Raw genomic sequence first — 24525 nt, 5'->3', positions numbered from 1 at the left:
GGCTACCCACTATTGATCCGGCAATAAAATGTTGAAACTTTGAGCGCAGCACATGGTCGGAAGTAGTATGGAAAAAATCGACTCCCGAACCTTGCCGATGGCGGCACTGAATGAACGCCGTCGCCGCGCGGTGAAGATGCGCATCGAAGGCGTAGCGTTGAAAGAAGTGGCTCTGCGTTGCGAGATGTCGCCCACGACGGTGATTGCGGCCTGCAAGGCGTACGAGGCGGGCGGCTGGCGTGCCGTGGATGTCGGACCTCGCGGTCGTCCGTCGGGTACCGGACGCAGCCTGAGCGCAGATCAGGAGCGGGTCGTGCAGAAAATCATCCGGGACCGCACACCTGACCAGTTGAAAATGCCTTATGCCCTGTGGACCCGTCAGAGCGTGGCCGAAGTGATCGAACAACGGTTCGGCATCCGTGTGCCGGTTCGTACGATGGGGCTGTATCTGTCGCGCTGGGGCTTCACCCCGCAAAAGCCATTGAAGAAGGCTTATGAGCAATCGCCGGCGGCGATCAGGAAGTGGCTCGATGAAGACTATCCTGCCATTGCGCAGCGGGCCCAGGCTGAAGGAGCCGAAGTCCACTGGGGCGATGAAACCGGACTGCGCTCCGACGATGTTCGGGGCCGCGGTTACGCGCCCACGGGAAAGACACCGGTGCTCAAGGTCAACGCGAAGCGTGCCGGCCTGTCGGTCATCTCCACCGTGACGAATAAAGGACAGATGCGCTGGAAGATCTTCGACGGTGCGCTGAACACCGGCATCCTGATCGACTTCATGCGACGGCTGATCACCGGGGCGAAGAAAAAGATCTTCCTGATCCTGGACAATCTGCGTGCCCATCACGGCAAGGCCGTGATGGCCTGGCTGGACAGGCACCGCGACCGGATCGAGGTGTTCTATCTGCCCAGCTACAGCCCTGAGCTCAATCCCAACGAGATGGCCAACGCCGACCTCAAGCAAAGCGTCACACGGCGGGCGCCAACGCGTACCAGGCTGCAACTGGTCAAGGCCACCGCGCACCATTACAGGGTTGTGCAGAAGCAACCCGAACGCATCCGGCGATACTTCCAGCACGATCCTGTCCGTTATGCGGCTTGATTTCAACATTTTATTGCCGGATCAAATAAACTGAGATCTGCAAGAGGGCCGGTCGCGAAAGACATGAGCGAAGAAAAAACTGAACAGCCCACCGTCAAACGGTTGCGCGACGCGCGCAAGGACGGCGAAACGTCGAAGAGCGCCGACTTGGTCGACGCCGCGACAATGGGCGCTGTTGTCGGCGTGATTGCGTTTGCGGCGGCGAGCTTCAGTGGCGCGTTGCGAGCGATCGTCAGTACCGCGATCCAATTCTCATCGGGCAGCCGCGGCTCGTCGGTCATGTTCGACGCTCTGTTTGAGCTCGGCAAGCAGGCGTTGACCGTGATCGCGCCGTGCGTGGGCGCGGCGACCCTTGCGGCAGTGGTCGCGCTGGTGTCGCAAGTCGGTTTTCAGGTCGCGACCAAACCGGTCGTGCCCGATCTCAAGCACGTGAGTGCCGTCGACGGCGTGAAGCGTATTTTCTCTTGGCGCACGGTGATCGACCTCGTGAAGGCGGTGGTCAAGGCGAGCGTTATCGGCGCGGTGATGGGGTTCACGATCAGGTCGATTTTGCCGCTGATCGCGATTTCGCTGTATCAGTCGCCGGCCGGCTTGTCGAAGGTCTTCTGGTCGCTGCTGATCAAACTTTTTGCCGTCGCGGTGGCAGTGTTTATCGTGTTCGGCCTCGCCGACGCCAAGCTGCAACGCGTGCTGTTCCTGCGCAAACTGAAGATGTCGAAAGACGAAGTCAAGCGGGAACACAAGCAGACGGATGGCGCCCCGGAGATCAAGGCGGAACGCAAAAAACGGGCGCGCGAGCTCGCGACTTCGGCGGCACCCGCGCAGCGCGTGGGCCTCGCGAACGCGTTGATCGTCAACCCGACGCACTATGCGGTCGCCATCCGCTACGCGCCGTCAGAGCACCCGCTGCCGCTCGTGATCGCGCGCGGCATGGACGAGCGCGCGGCGCAATTGCGGGGCTTCGCGCGCGATGCGAATGTGCCAATCGTCGGCAATCCGTCGATCGCGCGCGCGCTCTACAAGGTCGGGATAGACGAACCCATTCCGGAGAAATTGTTCGAGACCGTCGCCGCGATACTGCGCTGGGTCGACGCAATCGGCCCACGGCGCATTGAGGACCAGGCCGGCCAGCACAACTGCGACAACCTCGGGAGCTGCCATGTTCAAGACACGTAAGCTACCCGCTGGCGGCGAAATCGGCATCGCGATGCTGGTGGTCGCTATCATTTCGCTGATGATCCTGCCGCTGCCGCCGTTTCTGATCGACGTCCTGCTCGCCGTCAACATCACGATCAGTGTGACCCTGCTCATGGTGACCATGTATGTGCCGAACGTGGTGTCGCTTTCCGTATTTCCGTCACTGCTGCTTTTCACCACGTTGTACCGGCTGTCACTCAATATTGCGTCGACCAAATCGATTCTGCTGCACGCGGATGCAGGCAACATCATCGAAAGTTTCGGCGAGCTCGTGGTGGGCGGCAACCTTGTGGTCGGCATGGTGGTGTTCGTAATAATAACGACCGTGCAGTTCATTGTGATCGCGAAAGGCTCGGAGCGTGTGGCGGAAGTCGGCGCGCGTTTTACACTCGACGCGTTACCCGGTAAGCAGATGAGCATCGACGCAGATCTGCGCGCCCATCTGCTCACGCCCGAAGAGGCGCGCCGCAAACGCGCGACGCTTGCTGTGGAGAGCCAGTTGCACGGTGGCATGGATGGCGCGATGAAGTTCGTCAAGGGCGACGCGGTGGCCGGCCTCATCATCACGCTGATCAACATAATCGCGGGCATTGCAGTTGGCGTTGCATATCACGAGATGACGGCAGGCGAAGCGGCGAACCGCTTTTCGGTTTTGTCAGTCGGTGACGCAATGGTCTCGCAAATTCCGTCGCTGCTGCTTTCGGTCGCCGCGGGCGTAATGATTACGCGCGTCTCCGACGAGAGCGACGCGCGGCCGCTGTCGCTCGGCGACGAAATCGGCCAGCAGCTTTCGGCCAGCGCCCGCGCACTTTACTTCGCGTCCCTACTGTTGCTTGGCTTCGCTGCCGTGCCGGGTTTTCCGACTTGGCTTTTCGTCCTGTTGGCGGCGATCCTCGCCTCCTGCGGTTACGAGCTCGACAGGCGCAAGCCCGCCGAAACCACGAATGCGTGCGAAGCCGTCAACGCGATGCGGCGCGCCGGCTCGAAAGCCACGACGCCGCCAATCCTTACTCGCGCGCCGCAATTCACCTGCCCGCTCGGCGTGCGCATTTCGCCCGACCTCGTCGGGCGTCTGTCGACTACGGCGCTCGACCGTTCGTTCGAAACGGAACGCGCGCGGCTGCAGGAATGTCTCGGCTTACCGTTTCCCGGCATCACCATGTGGACGGGCGACGACTTGCCCGCCTCGAGCTGCGAACTGCTGATGCATGACGTGCCACATTGCAGGATTGAATTGCCCCTCGGAAAGGTGATGCTGCCGGAGGCGGCGCTCACCGGCATGCGCGGGCCGCTTTCCGCCGATGCTGAAACGCTCGCCGCACGTGCCGGCATTCGCGGAGCAGAAAAGCGTCGCGGGCTCGACGGCGGCCCGGGCCCCACATGGTGGATAGACGAAAAGAGCCTGTCGCCCAAAGCACCAGCATGGCGCGCCGAGCAGGTGATTGCGCATGCGTCGGTGGCGTTGCTGCGCAAGCACGCGTCGCTCTTTCTCGGCATTCAGGAAGTGCAATGGATGCTTGATCAGCAGAACGCCGAATATCCGGGCCTAGTTGCCGAGGTGCAGAAGGTGCTGCCGCCGCAGCGCATCGCGGACGTGCTACGACGGCTGCTGGAAGAACAGATCCCGATCCGCAACGTGCGCAATATTCTGGAGAGCCTCGTCGTGTGGGGCACGAAGGAAAAGGACATGTTGATGCTGACCGAATATGTGCGCGGCGATCTCGCTCCATTTCTCGCGCATCGCGCGGCAGGCGCCGGCCGGCAGTTGCCCGCAGTACTGTTCGATCTGCCCGTCGAGCAGCATATCCGCCAAGCGATCAAGCAGACGCCGACCGGCAACTTCCTTGCATTGCCGCCTGACGAAATGGGCTCTCTTATCGACCAGATCCAGTCTTGTGTTGGAGATACGCCGCGTGACAGCGTCGCGCTCGTTACCTCCATGGACATTCGCCGCTACGTGCGTCGCATGATCGAGGCGCGGCTAGACTGGCTCGCCGTCTACTCGTATCAGGAACTGGGCGAGCACGTCGAATTGCAGCCGCTCGGTCGCGTGACGATCTAGTCGCGCGCGCTTACGTCACATTCACGCTCATGACTCTCATCGAACCCCGGCCGCTCCACATCATTACATCCGACCCTGACCAACGTTCCGCCGCCTGTCCGGCGCGGGCGTGGTGTCGCGATTGTGTGGTGCTTGTGCGACGCACGTGCTCGCGTGGCAGTCCCGTCTCCTTCGAAGAAGTGGCGCCGGAAGCGCAAGCGGACCGTGCATGTCAAACAAGCGCCCTGACCGAAGACGGCGTTCACGCCATTCCCTTCGATGACGGACAGGCGCGCGATTCGAGCGGCGAAACTGAAGCCGCGGCGGCGGGCAAAGCCGAGTGCGCATCCGCAGCCGCACTCGGCGCGCACAAGGCGCCGCTGCAGTGCCTGCCCGCCGCGACGATGCCCGCCGTCGACGCCCTTTTTCGCACGCAAGGCAAGTTTCTCGAACTTGCGCGCGACGTCGCAGCCTTCTGCGTCGACCCCGCGATTAGCGATGCCGGCAGTTGGGAAGTGCGGATTCCGCTCGACGCGCGCATTCTGCCGGACACAACGCTCCATCTCTCTCTTTCGCGTTTCTGGTTGTCACTTCGGTTTGACGCGCGGAGCATCGAAACGCGGCAGTTACTCTGCGACCACAGTGCGATGCTCGAACGCGAAGTCGCTGCGCTGCTGGACGCGTGGGCCACGCCACGCGACATCGAACTGACGGTGTGGTGAACCGGCCGCCTGTCGTTAATCTCGGCCGACACAGGCCGCAACCTTGAATCGAAGGCACATGAGTTATTCGATTGACGAAATGCGTAGGCCGTCTGCGGCCCAGCAGGCGGCGGATTGCTCGTGCGCCCCCGCAAAACTCTCGCCCATCGGCGTGCTGCCCGTTCCCGCCGTGCCGCCGCTCGTGGCGCGCGTAGCGCGGCTCGTCTGCCATGCCGGCGCCGCGCAATGCATCGAGCGGGAAACCCCGATCGCCCAATGGCAAGCGACGCCCGAAGCCGCCGCCGAAGGCACGTCAGGTTTTGCGCAGCCGGGCGTACTCGATCTCGCGCATCCGTCAGGTGCCATTCGCGTGCTGTTCGACCTCGGCGCGTACCCTGCTCTGGACATCGCTGTGCTGCCCGGCGGTTCGCGCGCGCCACTGCCCGGAGACGCGGCGCGCGCGTTGCGCATCGCGGTCGCCAGCGAGCTGCTTGAGCCGCTGCTCAAGCAGCTCGCTGCACTCGGCCTTGCCGGCGTGCATGTTACGCATCTCGCGCGGGACGTGACGCGCGCGTCGAATGAGCCCGATATGCTGGACGTGCGGGATGGCGCGGCATTCAGCATGACTTTTTCGGTCAACGGAACCCGGCACAGCGCGCGCGTGCTCCCAGCGGCGCCCGTGGTGGACGCGCTCGAAGCTTGGCACGCGGCGCGCACGGTCCGTCTTCCTGCCGACGCGCTCTCCCGGCACGGCTCGTCGCAGACGCAGGGCCGCGCATGGCCGTTGGGCGGCTGCAGGGTGCCGGGCCGCCTGATACTCGGCTCGCGGCGTCTGCCCGTCGACACGCTGCGAGCGCTTCAACCGGGCGCCGTCCTGCTGCGCTCGCTGCCGGACCAGCTGCGCGCGCTGCTGCCGCAAAGTGGTGCGGCCCATGTCGTCGAGGCCTGTGCAATCCACGCCGCCAACGCCTCTGCCGCGGATCCCGCCCCGGGCGCCACTGCGGCTTGGGGCTCTCCCGGGCTGATGCGCCTTCACGCGCCAGTCAACATCGAAGGCCGCAGGCTTTCACTCACGAAGGAGATCATCATGGCCGATGAGCTGGATCCCGTTCGCCCGGACGACCTACTCGCGTCAGATCAACATTCAAATCCGGTTGACATCGGCGCGCTCGATCTGCCTGTCCAGTTCGAAGTGGACACCGTCGCGCTGCCGCTCTCAGAATTGTATGCGCTGCGTCACGGCTATGTGCTCGAACTGCCGACGCCGGTTGCCGAAGCACAGATCAAGCTGGTCACGCATGGCCAGACTATCGGCTACGGCGAGCTCGGCGAGGTTCAAAGCTGCGTTACACATTGGGAGGCACCTTGAGTGCCAGGCGATAATGGTGCCCCCATTTTTCCTCTGCGGCATCCATGACTCAAAACACCCGATCTGGCGTCGGCAGACTGAGCGACGACAAACGCAAAGCGATTGCACTTCAGGCCCTCACGCGCACCGAACCCATCAGTGTGCTGGCTGAGCGTAACGGCGTGAGCCGCCCGACGGTCTACCGACAGATCGGCACGGCCAGTGTAGCGCTGGATGAAGCCTTTGATACCACGCGGGCAGCCGACGCAGATCAGGTGCTTTTCATGCTGCCGGTCACCCGCCAATGGCTCGATCAGGTCATCGTGGCGCTCACGATGGTGGGCCACGTTTCGTTTCGCAGTACCCTTGAACTCATGCACGACCTGCTCGGCGTCTCGACCAGCCTGGGCACGATTCACACCGTTCTTCAGCGGGCCGCAAAGCAGGCCATCGCCATCAACGCCGGTATCGATCTCTCACCCATCCGGGTCGGTCTGCACGACGAACTCTTTCAGGGTTCCCAACCCGTGCTCGCCGGTATCGATGTCGCCTCGACCTATTGCTATCTGCTCGCCCCCGAAGCCCATCGCGACGGCGACACCTGGGCCATCCATCTGCTGGATCTGCAGGCACAGGGCCTCGATCCTGAGCACACGATCGCCGATGCGGGAACCGGTCTGCGTGCCGGGCAAAAAATGGCCTGGCCCGATACGCCGTGTCACGGCGACGTATTCCACATCATCCAGCACGGTAAATCACTAGCGACGCTCTGGCATCGTGTCGCCAGTGGCGCTCGCACCGGGCGCGAGCAGCTCGAAGCGCGTCTGGCCAATCCCCGTCGACGTGGTGAGGATAGCCTCCTCGAAGCCGCGCTGGAAACGCTTCGGCGCAATGAAGCCCATGCGCACGAGCTGGCTGCCGACCTGCGCACCCTGGTTCAGTGGCTCGAACGTGACATCCTGTCACTGGCTGGGCCGGACCTCGCGACGCGTCAACGGCTGTTCGATTTCGTGGTTGCCGAACTGCAGCAACGTGAAGCACGGGACCTGTCACGTACAGGGGCATACCGGCGTGCCCTTCAGAACCAGCGCGACGGCCTGCTCGCTTTCGCGGGCCTGCTCGACACAAAACTCGACGCCATTGCACGAACGCACAACGTGGCGCGCCATCTCGTGCGCGAGGTCTGCATGCTGCATCGCAAGTCCGAAACGTCGAGTGCGTTCTGGCAAGGGTGGAATCGCCTGCTAGCCCGCATCGGCCGCCCGTTTCACGGCGTCTACGCCGCCGTATCCGGGGCGCTGCATAGCACACCACGCAGCAGCTCGCTGGTCGAAAATCTCAACTCGCGACTGCGCGTCTACCTGACCAACCGGCGTCATCTGAAGGGCGGGCGGGCCTGGCTTGGTCTGCTGCAGTTTGTCTTCAACCATCGCCGCTTTGCCCGCAGCCGATGCCCTGAGCGAACTGGAAAGAGCCCGAGGGAACTGATGAGCCGCAAGCCTCACGATCACTGGCTGACGCTGCTCGGATTCGGCCCACTCCAGCCTCAGCGAACCTGATATCGGCAGGTCGTCGCCGGCCTCCATTTGAACCGCACTCCTTATTATTCCTGCTTTCTTACGCAGGCTGCTTCCGCTCGTCTGTGTAACGCAAAAATCGCGCTTTTTGAACCACGCCCCTGATCGAGCCATTGGCGGGTGACCGGCAGCATGAAAAGCACCTGATCTGCGTCGGCTGCCCGCGTGGTATCAAAGGCTTCATCCAGCGCTACACTGGCCGTGCCGATCTGTCGGTAGACCGTCGGGCGGCTCACGCCGTTACGCTCAGCCAGCACACTGATGGGTTCGGTGCGCGTGAGGGCCTGAAGTGCAATCGCTTTGCGTTTGTCGTCGCTCAGTCTGCCGACGCCAGATCGGGTGTTTTGAGTCATGGATGCCGCAGAGGAAAAATGGGGGCACCATTATCGCCTGACACTCAAGGTGCCTCCCAATGTGTAACGCAGCTTTGAACCTCGCCCGCTGCCCAACCGGCTCCCATTGGCAGCAAGGTGCTGGTGCGTAAATTTGCCCGTCACCTGGAAATCCGCAACCTCCAGACACAGACATTGCTGCGCACCCACATTCTGGCCGACAGGCCGGGAACAGTGATCCTGCCGCACGACGAGCGACCGTTCAATCCCTCCCGGGAAACGCGCCGCATCCTCGCGCAGGCCAGGACGATCGGGCCATCGGCCGAACGCCTGTGCCAGCATCTGTTCGACACCGAAGGGCGAGTCGGTCAGCGCAAGCTCTGGGGCATCGTCGGCCTGGTCCGGCGCTATCCCCGCCGCCTGATCGAATCGGCCTGCGAGATCGCAATGAGAGAAGGCATGCCCAGCTACAAACAGGTCAAGGCGCTGACCGAGCGTCTGCTGGAGCAGGCGCTGGCCGAACTGGACGCGCCCGTCCAGGGCGAACTGCCCTTGACTCAGGAACATCACCTCATCCGGGACGGCGACGACTACGCCGACCTGTTCACCCTCGGCGCCAAGCATAGCGCCGCCATGCCATCACCCAACGGAGATCTCTCTTGAGCATGAGCCTTGCCGAAATCGACCGCGCCCTGCGCGAACTGCGCCTGTCCGGCATCAGCGCGACACTGGAAACCCGGGTGCTGCAAGCCCAGGCCAGCCAGCAGCCATTCCTTGAAACCTTCTCCATGATTCTGCAGGACGAGCTCGATCGACGACAGTCCCGGCTTCTCGAACGACGCTTCCAGCAGTCCGGCCTGGACGAGCGCAAAACCCTGAGCGACTTCGACTGGTCCTTCAACACGAAAGTCCCCCGGCAGGCCTGCTTCGAGCTACACACGCTGAAGTTCGTCGCCGACAGCGACAACGCGCTGCTGATCGGCAAACCCGGCACCGGCAAAAGTCATATCGCCAAGGCTATCGCCTACAACGCCACCCTGCAGGGGATGAAGGTGCGATACGTCGAGTCCGACACCGTGTTCGCCGGCTATGCCGTGGAAACACGTGCCGATCAGGACCGGCTGCTCAAGGCCCTGGTCGAGCCCGAACTCCTCGTGCTTGACGATCTGTTCCTCGCCAAACGCATTCCCGATGCCGCGGCCGAATTGCTGCAGACACTGGTCCATCAACGCTACAAGCAACGTCGCAGCATCCTCGTCACGTCCAACCGTGTCGTCCAGGACTGGGGGCGCTACCTTCGCGACAGCACCATGGCCTCGACGATCCTTGATCGTCTGCTGCATCGCTCCAAACTCCTCGAGTTTGAAGGCAAGAGCTATCGACTCCGGGAAGCTGCTGCCAGGCTTGCCGTCACTGAGGAATCCGACGCATAATCCGCTCGTCCTGCCTGGGGGAATTTAGCCGCCCACAAGTGGAGGAGTTTGAACTGCCCATCGGGGTCTACGCCGCCGTATCCGGGGCGCTGCATAGCACACCACGCAGCAGCTCGCTGGTCGAAAATCTCAACTCGCGACTGCGCGTCTACCTGACCAACTGGCGTCATCTGAAGGGCGGGCGGGCCTGGCTTGGTCTGCTGCAGTTTGTCTTCAACCATCGCCGCTTTGCCCGCAGCCGATGCCCTGAGCGAACTGGAAAGAGCCCGAGGGAACTGATGAGCCGCAAGCCTCACGATCACTGGCTGACGCTGCTCGGATTCGGCCCACTCCAGCCTCAGCGAACCTGATATCGGCAGGTCGTCGCCGGCCTCCATTTGAACCGCATTCCTTACTATTCCTGCTTTCTTACGCAGGCTGCTTCCGCTCGTCTGTGTAACGCAAAAATCGCGCTTTTTGAACCACGCCGCACAGCTCAAAAATTCGCTACCCAATCTTAACGTGGGCCTTACTGCAACAGAACCCGCTGAACAACCCGTTGAGCCGCTTCAATGCTTCATTCACCAGCTGCCGGATTGGTCGCAATGGGTGATCAGCAGGGACGAAGTCGTCCAGCTTGACCGTCGTAAACAGCGGCTCCTGCATCTCATCAATCCCGCGCATCGCACTCATCGCCCAATCTCATGAACACGATATCCATAACGGCTGTCCTTCCAACCCCGTTTACACGGGACCCAAATTCAACAGCCCGCTATGGAGCTGGTATGTCGGGGTCAAACATCGGTTCGATTACTTTGCGCCGTCTCTTCCATGCGTGGACGCCTGGCTGTCACAGCTTCGTAGTGTCCCTGCTGGTCCCAGATAACGACATGGTGCGTGAACGGGGCACTCGCGCCAGAAGCGGAAATGGTTTCCTTGCTCGTCACGGGGTATTGCGCGTCTAGGCCCGCTTCGACTACCCCGACCTGTATGTTTACGTTGTAGCGCTCATTGACAAGCCTCGTGAGGGTCTTGGCCGCTCCACCAACGCCGGTATCCAGATGCAGCATACTGTCGTTGCTGTCGGACGGATTTTTCACGTCGTACTCGCGGCGCAACTCGTTAACTTCGTTGTCGAGATTGCTGTCCTTCAAATCCGGCCTGAGGTGTTGCACCAACGCATAGATCGCGCAGTTGCTCCCCGTTCCCGGGTTGGAAATGACCTGCAGGTCATGTTTGGTCAAGTGTGCCCTAAAAGCGTTGTTGAGGTCGGCGAATCCCAACATCTGCTGCTCCCGGTTATCGTTGGAGACTTCAGACGGTTCTTCGTTCCTGTCAGCCTGAGTGACCACGGCGTTATTCGTGGGATTCAAAGTATGAGTCGTGTTGCTTTGAATGGCTTGCGGTTCAGGTTTGACCAGTATCCCGAAAGCCTTCTCCTGCAGGCTGCGTGCGATGGCTTCCTCCACCGCAGCTGCGTCGGCACTATCCATTTCGTCGGCAGTGCGGGCCTTCTTTTGTCCGACCGTGCCGTACTTAGCCAAAAGTGTTTTCTGGTCAGGGACTGCTGAGCGAACCTTTTCCATCGCTGAAGTCCCTTGGCTCGAACTCAAGTCGCGATGGGCATTAGCGCCAATATTATTAGGGGCTCTTGTCTTTAACCCTGCCAATTGACCGCTCGCGCACAAGGTGGATGCGGAATTAGGATTAGTGGGCGATTCTTCATCCGTACTCGTTGCCGTGAGATCGGTGGAAATGTTACTTGAGCTAGATACGCTGGAGATTGGCATGTCTGTTCTCCGATGATTATTGCTGTAACCTTTCTTGGCTATGTGCTGCTTCTGGGAGGCGTCCCGCGAAGAATCCTGGCCTTCATGACGAGGGACGTTGGCTTTCGGTATCTCAACCTGCTTCACTGGTGGCGGGAAATACGAGCCCGACGCCATCCGGTTCCACAACTTGTACAGATTGCCCGACAGGTTCTGCTCGAACATGGCGATCGTTTCATCGTCCACGCCTGCAGCACCCCGCTTGGCCCTCACCAGCTGATACGCTTCCCACACCGTGCGCTTCGCAATGCAAAAAGGTTTTGTTGATGTCACGTCACTCATCCCCGCAAAGCAGGTTGGCGACTTTCGTCAACGGGATAACGCTACCCCTTCGCTCCACCGTCATTACAACGGCTTCAACACTACTACGGGCAGCTCCGCCCCTCACTGTGGCATCGGTACTCTTCCTCATGGTGTCTGCCACTTGTCATTTCCCTTTACATCGACAGCAAGGTTCTCACGTTCCATATCAAAGCCTGTGCTGAGCTCATGCCGCCTTTACGCCGGCTGCCGTCAGGTCCGTAAGCAGGTCCCCTCCTGACTGATCCCGGAGCGACGAGATGGCCCCGGTTTTGACAGCGCTTTATTGATCCGGCAATAAAATGTTGAAACTTTGAGCGCAACACATGGTCGGAAGTAGTATGGAAAAAATCGACTCCCGAACCTTGCCGATGGCGGCACTGAATGAACGCCGTCGCCGCGCGGTGAAGATGCGCATCGAAGGCGTAGCGTTGAAAGAAGTGGCGCTGCGTTGCGAGATGTCGCCCACGACGGTGATTGCGGCCTGCAAGGCGTACGAGGCGGGCGGCTGGCGTGCCGTGGATGTCGGGCCTCGCGGTCGTCCGTCGGGTACCGGACGCAGCCTGAGCGCAGATCAGGAGCGGGTCGTGCAGAAAATCATCCAGGACCGCACACCTGACCAGTTGAAAATGCCTTACTGACTGGTGCATCAAATAGTGCCTCTTCTCAGGCTGCGTACCGGACATGTTTTTCTTTAAAGAGGTTGCGAATCATGTGAGGCTCCTTCTGTCGGCGATGCAGGTGTCGCCGGATCGCGCCGATCAGTTCCGCCTTGGTCGCCGGTCGGCTTTTGCCGAGCGCGTTGGTTTTGACGTCCTGGTTGAGCAGCTCGTCAGGATTGAGCTCGGGGCAATACCCCGGCAACCGGATCAGGCGCAGATGTGCAGCGTTATCGGCGACGTACCGCTTGACTGCTTTGGACCGGTGCACAGGATGCCCATCGACGATCAGGTAGATCATGCGCGTGGCCTGCTTGAGCAGGCGTTTCAGGAAATCGATGAAGGTCGCGTTTTTGAACGTCCCTTCGAAGACCATAAAGCTCAGTTCTCCACGATTCGTGATCGCAGAAATCATGTTGCAGCCGAAGCGCTTTCCGGTCGCCCTGACGACCGGCGTTTCGCCCTTCAGGGCAAAGCTGGTACCGCTCACGTGGTCGCTGCGCAAGCCCATTTCGTCGCCCCAATAGATGGTTGCCCCTTCCTGCTTCGCCTCTTTCGCAATGCCCGGATAGTCCTCGTTCAGCCAGCGCTCGATTTCCTCGTCCTTTCTCTCGTACGCGCGTCGAACAGGTTTCTGGGCGGTCATGCCCCATGCCTTGAGGTATCGGCCCGCCGTCCACTTCGACACTTTCACGCCGCACTCGCGCTCAATCAGCTTTGCCACCGATTCGCGGGTCCACAGGTAGAACGGCAGCGCAAGCTGGTCGGGCATGCGCTCGATGATAAGCTTGCGCATTTTCACGGCTTGTGGATGAGTCAGGTGGCCGCTTCCGTGCCGACGGCCACGCTTGCCGGACCTCAGTGCCCTCAAGCCACCCTCTCGTGCCAACTTCATCCAGTTGCCCACCGCACGCAGGCTAACGCCATACGTTCGAGCCGCTTCCACTCGCGTCATGCCGCTACGCACCGCTTGCACCACCATCTTCCTCAGGTGCGCCTGCGTTGCCTCGCCCAGCTTCCTTGCATCAGTTTGCGTATTCATACCTCTCTAACGCACAGGGCAGTATTTGGTGCACCGGTCAGTAACTCCAAGTGGTTGCGGGTTTCCAGGTGCTTTCAGCGGTTGTCCGCTGAAGGGAACGGATGATGCATGAAGTGCCTAGCATCGCTAGATGTGCCCTGCGAAGCAATAATCTGATTGGCGAAGCGATTGGCGGGGATCGCAGGCGCGGACCTGCAGGGTTCAACGATCAGTCTGGATGGAGGCTATGACTGCCGCGAAAACTGCAAGGCAATCTTCAACCGCGGGATGAGGCCCAACATTCCCGGGGGCTTTGTCAAGTTGACGAACGCAGCCTGTAAGCGCACCCGGTAACAGTAGTCATCCTTATTAAATAGCCTTGTGCCGATTTAGGCGGTTCCAGTCCAACCGTACCATGTGGCGAAGCGTTGCGGGAGTGCAGCCGATGACTTGCCGCTTTCATTCGATGTCTGGACAAAGCAAAGTACTGCTGGCTCGGGCCGAGCCGTGAGAGAAATGCCTGAGCGCGACGCGCATCGCGAAAGCCGAACCTCTAGCGTTCGAGTCTACGGGTCGGCTGGTGGCTGTTCTCGGCGCGGCTATTCACGCGCGCAACCGCCTTGCCGAAAACCTGCTTCACGTGAGCGATCTCTGGAATCTCGGACTTTGCTGCCGGATAGCTGCGTAGCTGGTCAGTGACGATCCTGCGCGGCACCGGGTTTGATCGCAGCACCCGCTGGAAGAAGCGCTTGGCTGCGGCCTTGTCGCGTCGTTTTTGCACCAGAACGTCAGAATGCATCGTCGCGTCCATGCACGGGAACTTGTACCCATCCGGACAAAGCCCAATTGCTTCGCCCTTCAGCTCATCACCTCGCAGTGCACATCTTGCCATGTCGGGCACTTCATGCATCATCAGCCGTTGCGCACTCAACCACGGAGCTATTGTCGAATCTGGTGTACAGCGGGAGCGGCGGGAATTTGAGAAGGCGGTGGCGGTCTAGCGAGAATGTTGCTTGTCAAAGGCACAACCAGCGAACCCGAGAAGACCGGACCCGACCACCATGAAGAAGATTACGCAAGAAGCGAACAGCAGTAAAGCGCAAACGAAAAGCGTGCTAGATGAGCTGATCCAGCAAGGCGCGCGGCAGATCATTCAGCAGGCAGTCGAGGTGGAACTGGCGACCATGCTCGAACAGTACAGCAACGTGAAGTCGATCGACGGCCGGCGTGCCGTGGTGCGCAACGGCTACCTGCCCGAGCGCGAGGTCGTCACAGCGATCGGTCCGGTGACGGTTCAGGTGCCGAAGGTGCGGGATCGTTCGGGCTCGGGCATCCGGTTCAATTCGACGATCGTGCCGCCGTACGTGCGCAAGTCCGCGCGCGTGTCGGCAGCGCTGCCGTGGCTGTACCTGCGAGGCATCTCGACGGGCGACATGAGCGAAGCTATGGGCATCATGCTGGGCGGCCAGGTCAGCGGCATGTCGCCGAACGTCGTGAGCCGGCTGAAGGCCCAATGGGTCGATGAGCATGAGCAGTGGAATCGGCGTGAGCTGTCGTCGGCGCGCTGGGTCTACTGGTGGGCCGACGGCATTCACACCGGTGTGCGCAGCGACGATTCCGACGGCCAGTGCCTGCTGGTGATCATTGGCGTCAAACCGGACGGGACGAAGGAACGTGTGGCCATCGGTGACGGCTACCGGGAATCGAAGGCATCGTGGAGCGAACTGCTGCTCGATCTGAAGAAGCGCGGCCTGCCGTCGGGGCCACTGCTGGCCTGCGGCGATGGCGCGATGGGATTCTGGGCCGCGATGGAGGAAGTGTTCCCGCAGACGAAGCATCAGCGCTGCTGGTTTCACAAGATGGGTAACGTGCTCAATGCGCTGCCGAAATCGCAGCAGGCTCGAGGCAAGAAGGCGATGCAGGACATCTGGATGGCGGCCACGCGCGCTGATGCACTGGCCGCATTCAATCACTTCGTCGACGCGTACTCGGCAAAGTACCCGAAGGTCGCCGAAAAGCTGACGGAAGATCGTGACGAGCTGCTCGCGTTTTACGATTTCCCGGCTGAACACTGGCAGCATCTGCGCACCACGAACCCGATTGAATCGACCTTTGCGACGGTGCGCCATCGCACGAAACGCACGCGCAACTGTGTATCGCGCGCGACGTTCCTCGGGCTGGCGTTCAAGCTGATCGAGTCGGCCGAAGAATCGTGGCGGCGCATCCGCGCCCCGGAAAAGCTCACTTCGATGCTTGACGGGATGACGTTCAAGGATGGAGAACCGGTGACCGACAGCACACCGGCTCAGCAATCGCTAGCCGCCTGATTACGCCGAGACCGCATACACCAGATTTGACTTTAACTCCTCAACTCGATCCACTTCGAAAACCCGCAACCAGTTGTACGCGCAACCCTCGCTGAATCTGGCGAGCCCAATGCCTGCATTGGGACGAGATCGACGAGGACATCTCAGTTGACGGTCTGCTCGCGGGCCGTGGCGACATGACGCATCGTCACGCCGACGCGGCGTGATGCGATGGGCTTTGTCCGGATGGGTACAAGTTCCTGTGCTATGGACGCGACTATGCATTTTTGACGCAAACCGGTTTGCCGAAGGCGTTCCACCGGTTCAGCAGGTTGGCGATGATTGTGCCTTCGCCTTCCTGCGACGCAAGCTCCTGCGCGGGCACTGTCACGTTGGCGAGGTAGTCACGTAAGATGTCACGATGAAGAAAAGAAAATCGCTTTATCACGGCCACCGGTTCCCGGCGGCAATCATTAGTCTCGCGGTTCGGTGGTATTTCCGGTTCCAGCTTAGCCTGCGTGATATTGAAGAACTGCTGTTCGAGCGCGGCGTCGTTGTCCGTTACGAGACGATCCGCCGCTGGTGCGACAAATTCGGCGCGGGCTTCGCACATCGCGTCAAAGCTGCTCGCCACAAGCCTGGGCGCACATGGAATCTGGACGAAGTCTTCGTTACGTTGCGCGGTGAGCCTTATCTGCTCTGGCGGGCAGTCGACCAGCACCACGCCGGACTCGACATCCTGCTGCAGAAACATCGCGATAAGCCCGCAGCAAAGCGCTTCTTCAACCGCGTGCTGGCCGCCTGTGTCGACGCGCCACGAAGGATTGTCACCGATCAGCTTCGCAGCTACCCGGCAGCCGAGGCCGACATCCCCGAACTGGCAAACATCAAACACGTCTTCGTCAAGGCTGCGGCCCGGGTGAACAACCGGGCAGAGAACAGTCATCAGCCTACGCGTGAACGTGAGCGGCGCATGCGCGGATTTCGTGACCCGAAGCGCACGCAGGCTTTTCTCTCCAGCTTCGGCCTGATCCGGCAGCACTTCGCGCTCAAGCGACACCTGCTACGGGCTTCACGCTATCGCAAACAACTCGCATCCCGATTCGCTGCGTGGCGCGAATTCACCGACATCGCTCAAAATCCGTCGACTGTCTCCTGAGCGATTGACTCTTCGCAGTAGTCCGTGCCACTGCCGACAAGTTGACAATGCCCCGATCTGGCCTTCGACCCTGAGAAAGGCAAGCCGGACGAGCGTCCTGCGGCTATTTTTCTCTTCGACGACGTGCTCACGCGTGGCGCCCACTTCGCTGCAGCAGCCCGAAAACTTCGCGAAGTATTCGGCGACGTGCCGGTGATTGGCTGCTTCATCGCGCGCACCGTCAAGACTCAAATTCGTGGGAATCGCTTGCCTGTATTGACTTCCGGTCATCCGTTACATCCGCAAATCCGGACTTTCACCGATCTGACCATGCGGACCTTTAAAAGTCAGTCCCCATGCGGCATGCAGACAAATTTACGCACTTCAGAAAACCCGCAACCAGTTGAGAGGGCGACTTTCCGGCATTGGCAATGGATTGCCCGTTTCAACCCCTTGCCCCGCGCCTAGCGGCAGCGGCCCACCGGCCGGCTGCTTTCGACGCTTCGCATTCGTCGCCCCGGCTTCGGAATGCGCGCAGCCGGTGAGAGGCTTCGGTGCAAGCATTGTCCACGTGGTGCGCGACGGCCACACGCCGCCGCCGCGCACGCGACGGGACGCCTGTCTTGAATCCATCGTCACCCTCATCGATTCATCGCGTTCGAAGAAGCTGCCATCGTGACCCCGTTCCCTGCTCCGTCTCGCGGCTGTCGCTGATGTCGATCCGCATCCAGCCCCGCTACTTGCGCGCCGCGAGCTCGCCGGGCACTGACACGCCGGCGGCGGCGGCATCGCCGGTCGCTCCCCGGCCAGCCGACGCTCGCCTGCAGGCGTTGCCCTCGCGCACGAGCCTAGCCTCGAAGGGCCTCGCGCCGCGCGGGCGCGCGCCGGGAGCCGGGCTCGGCACCCCGGCCCCGCTGGCGGCGATCGACGAAGCCCCCGAGCACGCGCCGGCGCCGGCCAAGGAGCCGGAGCCCCGCATGACGCCGGAAGGGCTGGCCGGCACGGTGCCCCGCCGTTCCCGTGATCGACTTCTGCCCGAGGAGCTGCCACATGCGGGCTACCTCCTGGCGCGCGCTGCCGTGGGGCGCAAGATCACGGGCGACGAGCGGAAACGACTGCGTCGCGCCGACATGAGCGTGCGCGAAACCCGGGCCCTGATGCCGGCCGGCCGAGGCAACGTGCGCGAGGACATCCGCGACAGCCTCGCAGAGGCGACCCGGCGATCCATGGGCGGACGGGCGAGGTTCAAAAAGCGCGATTTTTGCGTTACACAGACGAGCGGAATCAGCCTGCGTAAGAAAGCAGGAATAATAAGGAGTGCGGTTCAAATGGAGGCCGGCGACGACCTGCCGATATCAGGTTCGCTGAGGCTGGAGTGGGCCGAATCCGAGCAGCGTCAGCCAGTGATCGTGAGGCTTGCGGCTCATCAGTTCCCTCGGGCTCTTTCCAGTTCGCTCAGGGCATCGGCTGCGGGCAAAGCGGCGATGGTTGAAGACAAACTGCAGCAGACCAAGCCAGGCCCGCCCGCCCTTCAGATGACGCCGGTTGGTCAGGTAGACGCGCAGTCGCGAGTTGAGATTTTCGACCAGCGAGCTGCTGCGTGGTGTGCTATGCAGCGCCCCGGATACGGCGGCGTAGACGCCGTGAAACGGGCGGCCGATGCGGGCTAGCAGGCGATTCCACCCTTGCCAGAACGCACTCGACGTTTCGGACTTGCGATGCAGCATGCAGACCTCGCGCACGAGATGGCGCGCCACGTTGTGCGTTCGTGCAATGGCGTCGAGTTTTGTGTCGAGCAGGCCCGCGAAAGCGAGCAGGCCGTCGCGCTGGTTCTGAAGGGCACGCCGGTATGCCCCTGTACGTGACAGGTCCCGTGCTTCACGTTGCTGCAGTTCGGCAACCACGAAATCGAACAGCCGTTGACGCGTCGCGAGGTCCGGCCCAGCCAGTGACAGGATGTCACGTTCGAGCCACTGAACCAGGGTGCGCAGGTCGGCAGCCAGCTCGTGCGCATGGGCTTCATTGCGCCGAAGCGTTTCCAGCGCGGCTTCGAGGAGGCTATCCTCACCACGTCGACGGGGATTGGCCAGACGCGCTTCGAGCTGCTCGCGCCCGGTGCGAGCGCCACTGGCGACACGATGCCAGAGCGTCGCTAGTGATTTACCCTGCTGGATGATGTGGAATACGTCGCCGTGACACGGCGTATCGGGCCAGGCCATTTTTTGCCCGGCACGCAGACCGGTTCCCGCATCGGCGATCGTGTGCTCAGGATCGAGGCCCTGTGCCTGCAGATCCAGCAGATGGATGGCCCAGGTGTCGCCGTCGCGATGGGCTTCGGGGGCGAGCAGATAGCAATAGGTCGAGGCGACATCGATACCGGCGAGCACGGGTTGGGAACCCTGAAAGAGTTCGTCGTGCAGACCGACCCGGATGGGTGAGAGATCGATACCGGCGTTGATGGCGATGGCCTGCTTTGCGGCCCGCTGAAGAACGGTGTGAATCGTGCCCAGGCTGGTCGAGACGCCGAGCAGGTCGTGCATGAGTTCAAGGGTACTGCGAAACGAAACGTGGCCCACCATCGTGAGCGCCACGATGACCTGATCGAGCCATTGGCGGGTGACCGGCAGCATGAAAAGCACCTGATCTGCGTCGGCTGCCCGCGTGGTATCAAAGGCTTCATCCAGCGCTACACTGGCCGTGCCGATCTGTCGGTAGACCGTCGGGCGGCTCACGCCGTTACGCTCAGCCAGCACACTGATGGGTTCGGTGCGCGTGAGGGCCTGAAGTGCAATCGCTTTGCGTTTGTCGTCGCTCAGTCTGCCGACGCCAGATCGGGTGTTTTGAGTCATGGATGCCGCAGAGGAAAAATGGGGGCACCATTATCGCCTGGCACTCAAGGTGCCTCCCAATGTGTAACGCAGCTTTGAACCTCGCCGCGAACCTGATATCGGCAGGTCGTCGCCGGCCTCCATTTGAACCGCACTCCTTATTATTCCTGCTTTCTTACGCAGGCTGATTCCGCTCGTCTGTGTAACGCAAAAATCGCGCTTTTTGAACCACGCCCAATATTCTCAGCTAGACCGCCACCGCCTTCTCAAACTCCCCCCGCTCCCGCTGTACACCAGATTCGACAATAGCTCGCCGCCCGGCACATACAGGCTGATCATGCCGCGCTTTCTCAGGCTCTGGTTATACGCCCGCGCGTTCGTCACCCGGTACCCCGGCTTCTTGCGCTTGCGCGCTTCACCCGTCTTTAGTCTGGCTTTATATGGCATTATTCAAGCTGGCTTCAGAGCTATTGTCGAATCTGGTGTACAGCGGGAGCGGCGGGAATTTGAGAAGGCGGTGGCGGTCTAGCGAGAATGTTGCTTGTCAAAGGCACAACCAGCGAACCCGAGAAGGCCGGACCCGACCACCATGAAGAAGATTACGCAAGAAGCGAACAGCAGTAAAGCGCAAACGAAAAGCGTGCTAGATGAGCTGATCCAGCAAGGCGCGCGGCAGATCATTCAGCAGGCAGTCGAGGTGGAACTGGCGACCATGCTCGAACAGTACAGCAACGTGAAGTCGATCGACGGCCGGCGTGCCGTGGTGCGCAACGGCTACCTGCCCGAGCGCGAGGTCGTCACAGCGATCGGTCCGGTGACGGTTCAGGTGCCGAAGGTGCGGGATCGTTCGGGCTCGGGCATCCGGTTCAATTCGACGATCGTGCCGCCGTACGTGCGCAAGTCCGCGCGCGTGTCGGCAGCGCTGCCGTGGCTGTACCTGCGAGGCATCTCGACGGGCGACATGAGCGAAGCCATGGGCATCATGCTGGGCGGCCAGGTCAGCGGCATGTCGCCGAACGTCGTGAGCCGGCTGAAGGCGGCGAGGTTCAAAGCTGCGTTACACATTGGGAGGCACCTTGAGTGCCAGGCGATAATGGTGCCCCCATTTTTCCTCTGCGGCATCCATGACTCAAAACACCCGATCTGGCGTCGGCAGACTGAGCGACGACAAACGCAAAGCGATTGCACTTCAGGCCCTCACGCGCACCGAACCCATCAGTGTGCTGGCTGAGCGTAACGGCGTGAGCCGCCCGACGGTCTACCGACAGATCGGCACGGCCAGTGTAGCGCTGGATGAAGCCTTTGATACCACGCGGGCAGCCGACGCAGATCAGGTGCTTTTCATGCTGCCGGTCACCCGCCAATGGCTCGATCAGGTCATCGTGGCGCTCACGATGGTGGGCCACGTTTCGTTTCGCAGTACCCTTGAACTCATGCACGACCTGCTCGGCGTCTCGACCAGCCTGGGCACGATTCACACCGTTCTTCAGCGGGCCGCAAAGCAGGCCATCGCCATCAACGCCGGTATCGATCTCTCACCCATCCGGGTCGGTCTGCACGACGAACTCTTTCAGGGTTCCCAACCCGTGCTCGCCGGTATCGATGTCGCCTCGACCTATTGCTATCTGCTCGCCCCCGAAGCCCATCGCGACGGCGACACCTGGGCCATCCATCTGCTGGATCTGCAGGCACAGGGCCTCGATCCTGAGCACACGATCGCCGATGCGGGAACCGGTCTGCGTGCCGGGCAAAAAATGGCCTGGCCCGATACGCCGTGTCACGGCGACGTATTCCACATCATCCAGCACGGTAAATCACTAGCGACGCTCTGGCATCGTGTCGCCAGTGGCGCTCGCACCGGGCGCGAGCAGCTCGAAGCGCGTCTGGCCAATCCCCGTCGACGTGGTGAGGATAGCCTCCTCGAAGCCGCGCTGGAAACGCTTCGGCGCAATGAAGCCCATGCGCACGAGCTGGCTGCCGACCTGCGCACCCTGGTTCAGTGGCTCGAACGTGACATCCTGTCACTGGCTGGGCCGGACCTCGCGACGCGTCAACGGCTGTTCGATTTCGTGGTTGCCGAACTGCAGCAACGTGAAGCACGGGACCTGTCACGTACAGGGGCATACCGGCGTGCCCTTCAGAACCAGCGCGACGGCCTGCTCGCTTTCGCGGGCCTGCTCGACACAAAACTCGACGCCATTGCACGAACGCACAACGTGGCGCGCCATCTCGTGCGCGAGGTCTGCATGCTGCATCGCAAGTCCGAAACGTCGAGTGCGTTCTGGCAAGGGTGGAATCGCCTGCTAGCCCGCATCGGCCGCCCGTTTCACGGCGTCTACGCCGCCGTATCCGGGGCGCTGCATAGCACACCACGCAGCAGCTCGCTGGTCGAAAATCTCAACTCGCGACTGCGCGTCTACCTGACCAACCGGCGTCATCTGAAGGGCGGGCGGGCCTGGCTTGGTCTGCTGCAGTTTGTCTTCAACCATCGCCGCTTTGCCCGCAGCCGATGCCCTGAGCGAACTGGAAAGAGCCCGAGGGAACTGATGAGCCGCAAGCCTCACGATCACTGGCTGACGCTGCTCGGATTCGGCCCACTCCAGCCTCAGCGAACCTGATATCGGCAGGTCGTCGCCGGCCTCCATTTGAACCGCACTCCTTATTATTCCTGCTTTCTTACGCAGGCTGCTTCCGCTCGTCTGTGTAACGCAAAAATCGCGCTTTTTGAACCACGCCGCGAGCTCGTTACTGTAGGCGATCATCTCGGCATCCGCATCCTGCGCATGGCGCACGGCGATGGTCCAGTTCAGTGACATCACGGGACTGCTGATCGTCATTGTTGCGATCAGCCTTGTCCCTTTCGTTGCGATGGTCGTCACCTCGTACGCCAAATTGGTGGTCGTGCTCGGCCTGCTGCGCAACGCGCTCGGCGTGCAGCAGGTACCGCCCAACATGGTCCTGAATGGTATAGCTATCTTGGTGTCGTTCTACGTCATGGCGCCGGTTGGCATGCAGGCCATGCAGTCGATGCAGGGGCAGCCGATTGCCGACCAGTCCACCCAGGCTCTCATCCAACTCTTCAGCGCCGCGCGCGAACCGGTCCGCGCGTTTTTGCAGAAGCACACGAACGAACGTGAAAAACGCTTTTTCATCCGCTCAGCGAATGCGATATGGCCGAAAGACGCCGCGTCCAGTCTGCAAGAGAACGACTTTGTCGTGCTTGCGCCCGCCTTCGCGCTGACCGAGCTGACCGATGCCTTCAAGATCGGCTTCCTCCTCTATATCGCCTTTATTGTCATCGATTTGATTATCGCCAATGTGCTGATGGCGATGGGATTGAACCAGGTGACTCCGACCAACGTGGCCATTCCGTTCAAACTGCTGCTGTTCGTCGTGATGGACGGCTGGTCCACCCTCATTCACGGCCTTGTGATGACGTATCGCTAGGGCGGCCTTCCGCACGAAAAAATCGGAGAAGTCGTCAATGGATACTGATACGCTCCTTCGCTTCACAACCCAGGGCTTGCTGCTCTGCCTGTGTATCTCGCTGCCGATTGTGATCGTGGCTGCGCTCGTGGGGCTGGGCGTGTCGTTCCTGCAGGCAATCACGTCGATGCAGGATCAGACGCTCTCGCACGGCGTAAAGCTGATTTCGGTGACCGTCGCAATTGTGATCGCCGCGCCGTTTTCGGCAGCTGCGCTGCTGCAATTCGCGAACGAGATCATGCACACGGCGATGCGGCAATGACGCGCGTCAGCCGCCCCCCCACCATTGTTTCGCCGGCCATGCAGGCGGACGCGTGTCGCGAACGTTGGTCGCAGACCGACGTCGCGCGCGTCGCGGTGCTGTATCGCGGCGCGATCATGTTCAGCTATGCCCGCACGCAACATACGGACATACGCGGTTCGCTGCTCGCCCGCAAGCTCGCGGCGCTCAGCGCCAGGAGGCGCAATGCCGTGCGCCGCGCAGGCGCGAGGCAGTCCTCTAACACTGCCTGCAACCAGCCGAGCGAGCATGCGCCAGATTTCGGCAACACCGGTCGTGTCACGCGCGACGGGGACGGTGGCCGCGGCGGTGGACAGCCGCGTGACGGACGCCACGGCGATGACGGCGCGCAGCCCCCGATGCGCGTAGGACAAACGACAATCTCACGCCCCGGGCCTGGCGCGCTACAGGAATTCGTCGCTGCACAAACGCCATGCACGACTCTCGCCGATAAGCTGCCACGCCTTTGGCTTGGCGCGCTGCTTGTATTGCGCGACGAGGCCGCCGCGCGGCCGCACGCGCGGCTCGATGCGCTGCTGCACGAGCGTTTCATCGATCTGCTGACCGTCCAGTTGCAAACAGGTGCGCCCGGCGATGCCAGCATCCGCGCATGGCGGCAGCTCCTGACCGATGTCTCCGGAGCGCGAGGCATAGCGACTCATAACGCGTCCCTGGAAGCCGACGCGTCGGCGGAAATCAGCCGCGCCGGGCGTTTGAATCTGCTGATGCCCCTGTTGCTGCTTGCCTACGGCCGGCCCTCGACACCGTCCATGCGCGGGCGCGCACTGAACGTGCGCATCGTGCAGCGCGGCGCCGCGCTTATGGCTGCCGAACGTGGCTAACGCTTCGCGTGTTTGTCTGGTTTCTGTCACGCTTTCCTCGCAATTTCGCTTTCCCCGCACAGACTTCGCATTGTGTGCCGGACCGTCACCCCCCGGGGGCTAGAGTGAGGCGAGTATCGAAGGCGT

21 protein-coding genes and 4 pseudogenes are annotated in these 24525 nt (G+C 61.5%); 19 read left to right on the top strand and 6 right to left on the bottom strand.

Annotated features, from left to right (window positions below):
• Positions 1–67 precede the first annotated feature (67 nt).
• From QFZ94_RS01465 to QFZ94_RS01440, 6 genes are all read left to right on the top strand, one after another.
• Entirely contained in the window at positions 68–1102 is a 1035-nt protein-coding gene (locus QFZ94_RS01465) for an IS630 family transposase (RefSeq protein ID WP_429455136.1), read from the top strand.
• 63 nt (positions 1103–1165) lie between these two features.
• On the top strand, positions 1166–2278 hold the full coding sequence (gene sctU / locus QFZ94_RS01460) for a type III secretion system export apparatus subunit SctU (RefSeq protein WP_429455134.1): 1113 nt from the start codon (positions 1166–1168) through the stop codon (positions 2276–2278).
• Positions 2262–4361 (top strand): type III secretion system export apparatus subunit SctV, encoded by a 2100-nt coding sequence (gene sctV / locus QFZ94_RS01455; protein ID WP_429455132.1) that lies wholly within the window; start codon positions 2262–2264, stop codon positions 4359–4361. Before sctU ends, sctV begins: the two co-directional genes overlap by 17 nt.
• Positions 4362–4540: 179 nt before the next feature.
• A complete protein-coding gene (gene sctP, locus QFZ94_RS01450; protein WP_429455130.1) occupies positions 4541–5062 on the top strand; it encodes a type III secretion system protein SctP in 522 nt (173 codons plus the stop codon).
• Positions 5063–5120: 58 nt separating this feature from the next.
• Positions 5121–6410, top strand: a complete 1290-nt coding sequence (locus tag QFZ94_RS01445; protein WP_429455377.1) for a FliM/FliN family flagellar motor switch protein — start codon at positions 5121–5123, stop codon at positions 6408–6410.
• Between the two features lie 44 nt (positions 6411–6454).
• A complete protein-coding gene (locus tag QFZ94_RS01440; RefSeq protein ID WP_429455356.1) occupies positions 6455–7948 on the top strand; it encodes a hypothetical protein in 1494 nt (497 codons plus the stop codon).
• Between the two features lie 44 nt (positions 7949–7992).
• On the opposite strand, the gene QFZ94_RS01435 is transcribed toward QFZ94_RS01440, so the two are convergent.
• The gene (locus QFZ94_RS01435; RefSeq protein WP_429455376.1) at positions 7993–8319 is read right to left on the bottom strand and encodes a hypothetical protein; all 327 of its coding nucleotides are present in this window, start codon (positions 8317–8319) and stop codon (positions 7993–7995) included.
• Between the two features lie 78 nt (positions 8320–8397).
• Between QFZ94_RS01435 and QFZ94_RS01430 the strand changes: the two are divergent.
• The 3 genes and pseudogenes from QFZ94_RS01430 to QFZ94_RS01420 form a co-directional block, all read left to right on the top strand.
• A pseudogene (locus tag QFZ94_RS01430) lies at positions 8398–8961 on the top strand (IS21 family transposase); the annotation flags it as partial.
• Between the two features lie 2 nt (positions 8962–8963).
• Positions 8964–9731: an IS21-like element helper ATPase IstB gene (istB, locus tag QFZ94_RS01425; RefSeq protein WP_429455436.1), complete on the top strand. Its 768-nt coding sequence runs from the start codon at positions 8964–8966 to the stop codon at positions 9729–9731.
• A 38-nt stretch (positions 9732–9769) separates the two neighbouring features.
• Positions 9770–10081: a hypothetical protein gene (locus QFZ94_RS01420; RefSeq protein ID WP_429455375.1), complete on the top strand. Its 312-nt coding sequence runs from the start codon at positions 9770–9772 to the stop codon at positions 10079–10081.
• Positions 10082–10259: 178 nt separating this feature from the next.
• Here QFZ94_RS01420 and QFZ94_RS01415 read toward each other — a convergent pair.
• Positions 10260–10394, bottom strand: a pseudogene (locus tag QFZ94_RS01415) (IS5/IS1182 family transposase); the annotation flags it as partial.
• 110 nt (positions 10395–10504) lie between these two features.
• Entirely contained in the window at positions 10505–11812 is a 1308-nt protein-coding gene (locus tag QFZ94_RS01410) for a hypothetical protein (protein WP_429455374.1), read from the bottom strand.
• A gap of 368 nt (positions 11813–12180) precedes the next feature.
• Between QFZ94_RS01410 and QFZ94_RS01405 the strand changes: the two genes are divergently transcribed.
• On the top strand, positions 12181–12480 hold the full coding sequence (locus QFZ94_RS01405) for a helix-turn-helix domain-containing protein (RefSeq protein WP_429455373.1): 300 nt from the start codon (positions 12181–12183) through the stop codon (positions 12478–12480).
• 25 nt (positions 12481–12505) lie between these two features.
• Here QFZ94_RS01405 and QFZ94_RS01400 read toward each other — a convergent pair whose 3' ends face one another.
• Complete coding sequence (locus tag QFZ94_RS01400; protein ID WP_429455271.1) at positions 12506–13540, bottom strand: IS630 family transposase; 1035 nt, start codon at positions 13538–13540, stop codon at positions 12506–12508.
• A gap of 368 nt (positions 13541–13908) precedes the next feature.
• Positions 13909–14309: pseudogene (locus tag QFZ94_RS01395) on the bottom strand (DDE-type integrase/transposase/recombinase); the annotation flags it as partial.
• A gap of 271 nt (positions 14310–14580) precedes the next feature.
• Here QFZ94_RS01395 and QFZ94_RS01390 point away from each other — a divergent pair.
• The 4 genes from QFZ94_RS01390 to QFZ94_RS01375 all read left to right on the top strand — a co-directional run bounded on the left by QFZ94_RS01390 (position 14581) and on the right by QFZ94_RS01375 (position 17431).
• A complete protein-coding gene (locus QFZ94_RS01390) occupies positions 14581–15846 on the top strand; it encodes an IS256 family transposase (protein WP_429455372.1) in 1266 nt (421 codons plus the stop codon).
• A gap of 95 nt (positions 15847–15941) precedes the next feature.
• On the top strand, positions 15942–16052 hold the full coding sequence (locus QFZ94_RS01385) for a DUF2442 domain-containing protein (protein ID WP_429455435.1): 111 nt from the start codon (positions 15942–15944) through the stop codon (positions 16050–16052).
• A gap of 194 nt (positions 16053–16246) precedes the next feature.
• Entirely contained in the window at positions 16247–16984 is a 738-nt protein-coding gene (locus tag QFZ94_RS01380) for an IS6 family transposase (RefSeq protein ID WP_429455371.1), read from the top strand.
• Between the two features lie 123 nt (positions 16985–17107).
• A complete protein-coding gene (locus QFZ94_RS01375; protein ID WP_429455370.1) occupies positions 17108–17431 on the top strand; it encodes a hypothetical protein in 324 nt (107 codons plus the stop codon).
• An 887-nt stretch (positions 17432–18318) separates the two neighbouring features.
• Here the strand turns inward: QFZ94_RS01375 and QFZ94_RS01370 are convergent.
• A complete protein-coding gene (locus tag QFZ94_RS01370) occupies positions 18319–19812 on the bottom strand; it encodes a hypothetical protein (protein WP_429455144.1) in 1494 nt (497 codons plus the stop codon).
• 568 nt (positions 19813–20380) lie between these two features.
• On the opposite strand from QFZ94_RS01370, the pseudogene QFZ94_RS01365 reads away from it, so the two are divergent.
• The 5 genes and pseudogenes from QFZ94_RS01365 to QFZ94_RS01345 all read left to right on the top strand — a co-directional run.
• Positions 20381–20827 (top strand): annotated as a pseudogene (locus QFZ94_RS01365) (transposase); the annotation flags it as partial.
• An 88-nt stretch (positions 20828–20915) separates the two neighbouring features.
• Positions 20916–22409 (top strand): hypothetical protein, encoded by a 1494-nt coding sequence (locus QFZ94_RS01360; RefSeq protein ID WP_429455356.1) that lies wholly within the window; start codon positions 20916–20918, stop codon positions 22407–22409.
• Positions 22410–22587: 178 nt separating this feature from the next.
• Positions 22588–23238, top strand: a complete 651-nt coding sequence (gene sctR / locus QFZ94_RS01355) for a type III secretion system export apparatus subunit SctR (RefSeq protein WP_429455127.1) — start codon at positions 22588–22590, stop codon at positions 23236–23238.
• A 37-nt stretch (positions 23239–23275) separates the two neighbouring features.
• Complete coding sequence (sctS, locus tag QFZ94_RS01350) at positions 23276–23539, top strand: type III secretion system export apparatus subunit SctS (protein ID WP_429455125.1); 264 nt, start codon at positions 23276–23278, stop codon at positions 23537–23539.
• A complete protein-coding gene (locus QFZ94_RS01345) occupies positions 23536–24399 on the top strand; it encodes a hypothetical protein (RefSeq protein ID WP_429455123.1) in 864 nt (287 codons plus the stop codon). Before sctS ends, QFZ94_RS01345 begins: the two co-directional genes overlap by 4 nt.
• The last annotated feature ends 126 nt before the right edge of the window (positions 24400–24525 follow it).

It is taken from the genome of Paraburkholderia sp. JPY465 (assembly GCF_050436725.1).
Classification (GTDB): Bacteria; Pseudomonadota; Gammaproteobacteria; order Burkholderiales; family Burkholderiaceae; genus Paraburkholderia; species Paraburkholderia youngii.
The sequence above is the reverse complement of the archived record's forward strand: the minus strand, read 5'-3'. Positions and strand labels throughout refer to the sequence as shown.

Excerpts from the sequence above, each read along its gene's own strand:
- QFZ94_RS01465 (WP_429455136.1), top strand. The coding sequence starts at position 68 with ATGGAAAAAATCGACTCCCGAACCTTGCCGATGGCGGCACTGAATGAA.
- sctU (WP_429455134.1), top strand. The coding sequence starts at position 1,166 with ATGAGCGAAGAAAAAACTGAACAGCCCACCGTCAAACGGTTGCGCGAC.
- sctV (WP_429455132.1), top strand. The coding sequence starts at position 2,262 with ATGTTCAAGACACGTAAGCTACCCGCTGGCGGCGAAATCGGCATCGCG.
- QFZ94_RS01445 (WP_429455377.1), top strand. The coding sequence starts at position 5,121 with ATGAGTTATTCGATTGACGAAATGCGTAGGCCGTCTGCGGCCCAGCAG.
- QFZ94_RS01440 (WP_429455356.1), top strand. The coding sequence starts at position 6,455 with ATGACTCAAAACACCCGATCTGGCGTCGGCAGACTGAGCGACGACAAA.
- QFZ94_RS01435 (WP_429455376.1), bottom strand. The coding sequence starts at position 8,319 with ATGACTCAAAACACCCGATCTGGCGTCGGCAGACTGAGCGACGACAAA.
- istB (WP_429455436.1), top strand. The coding sequence starts at position 8,964 with ATGAGCCTTGCCGAAATCGACCGCGCCCTGCGCGAACTGCGCCTGTCC.
- QFZ94_RS01405 (WP_429455373.1), top strand. The coding sequence starts at position 12,181 with ATGGAAAAAATCGACTCCCGAACCTTGCCGATGGCGGCACTGAATGAA.
- QFZ94_RS01400 (WP_429455271.1), bottom strand. The coding sequence starts at position 13,540 with ATGAATACGCAAACTGATGCAAGGAAGCTGGGCGAGGCAACGCAGGCG.
- QFZ94_RS01390 (WP_429455372.1), top strand. The coding sequence starts at position 14,581 with ATGAAGAAGATTACGCAAGAAGCGAACAGCAGTAAAGCGCAAACGAAA.
- QFZ94_RS01380 (WP_429455371.1), top strand. The coding sequence starts at position 16,247 with ATGAAGAAAAGAAAATCGCTTTATCACGGCCACCGGTTCCCGGCGGCA.
- QFZ94_RS01370 (WP_429455144.1), bottom strand. The coding sequence starts at position 19,812 with ATGACTCAAAACACCCGATCTGGCGTCGGCAGACTGAGCGACGACAAA.
- QFZ94_RS01360 (WP_429455356.1), top strand. The coding sequence starts at position 20,916 with ATGACTCAAAACACCCGATCTGGCGTCGGCAGACTGAGCGACGACAAA.
- sctR (WP_429455127.1), top strand. The coding sequence starts at position 22,588 with ATGGTCCAGTTCAGTGACATCACGGGACTGCTGATCGTCATTGTTGCG.
- sctS (WP_429455125.1), top strand. The coding sequence starts at position 23,276 with ATGGATACTGATACGCTCCTTCGCTTCACAACCCAGGGCTTGCTGCTC.
- QFZ94_RS01345 (WP_429455123.1), top strand. The coding sequence starts at position 23,536 with ATGACGCGCGTCAGCCGCCCCCCCACCATTGTTTCGCCGGCCATGCAG.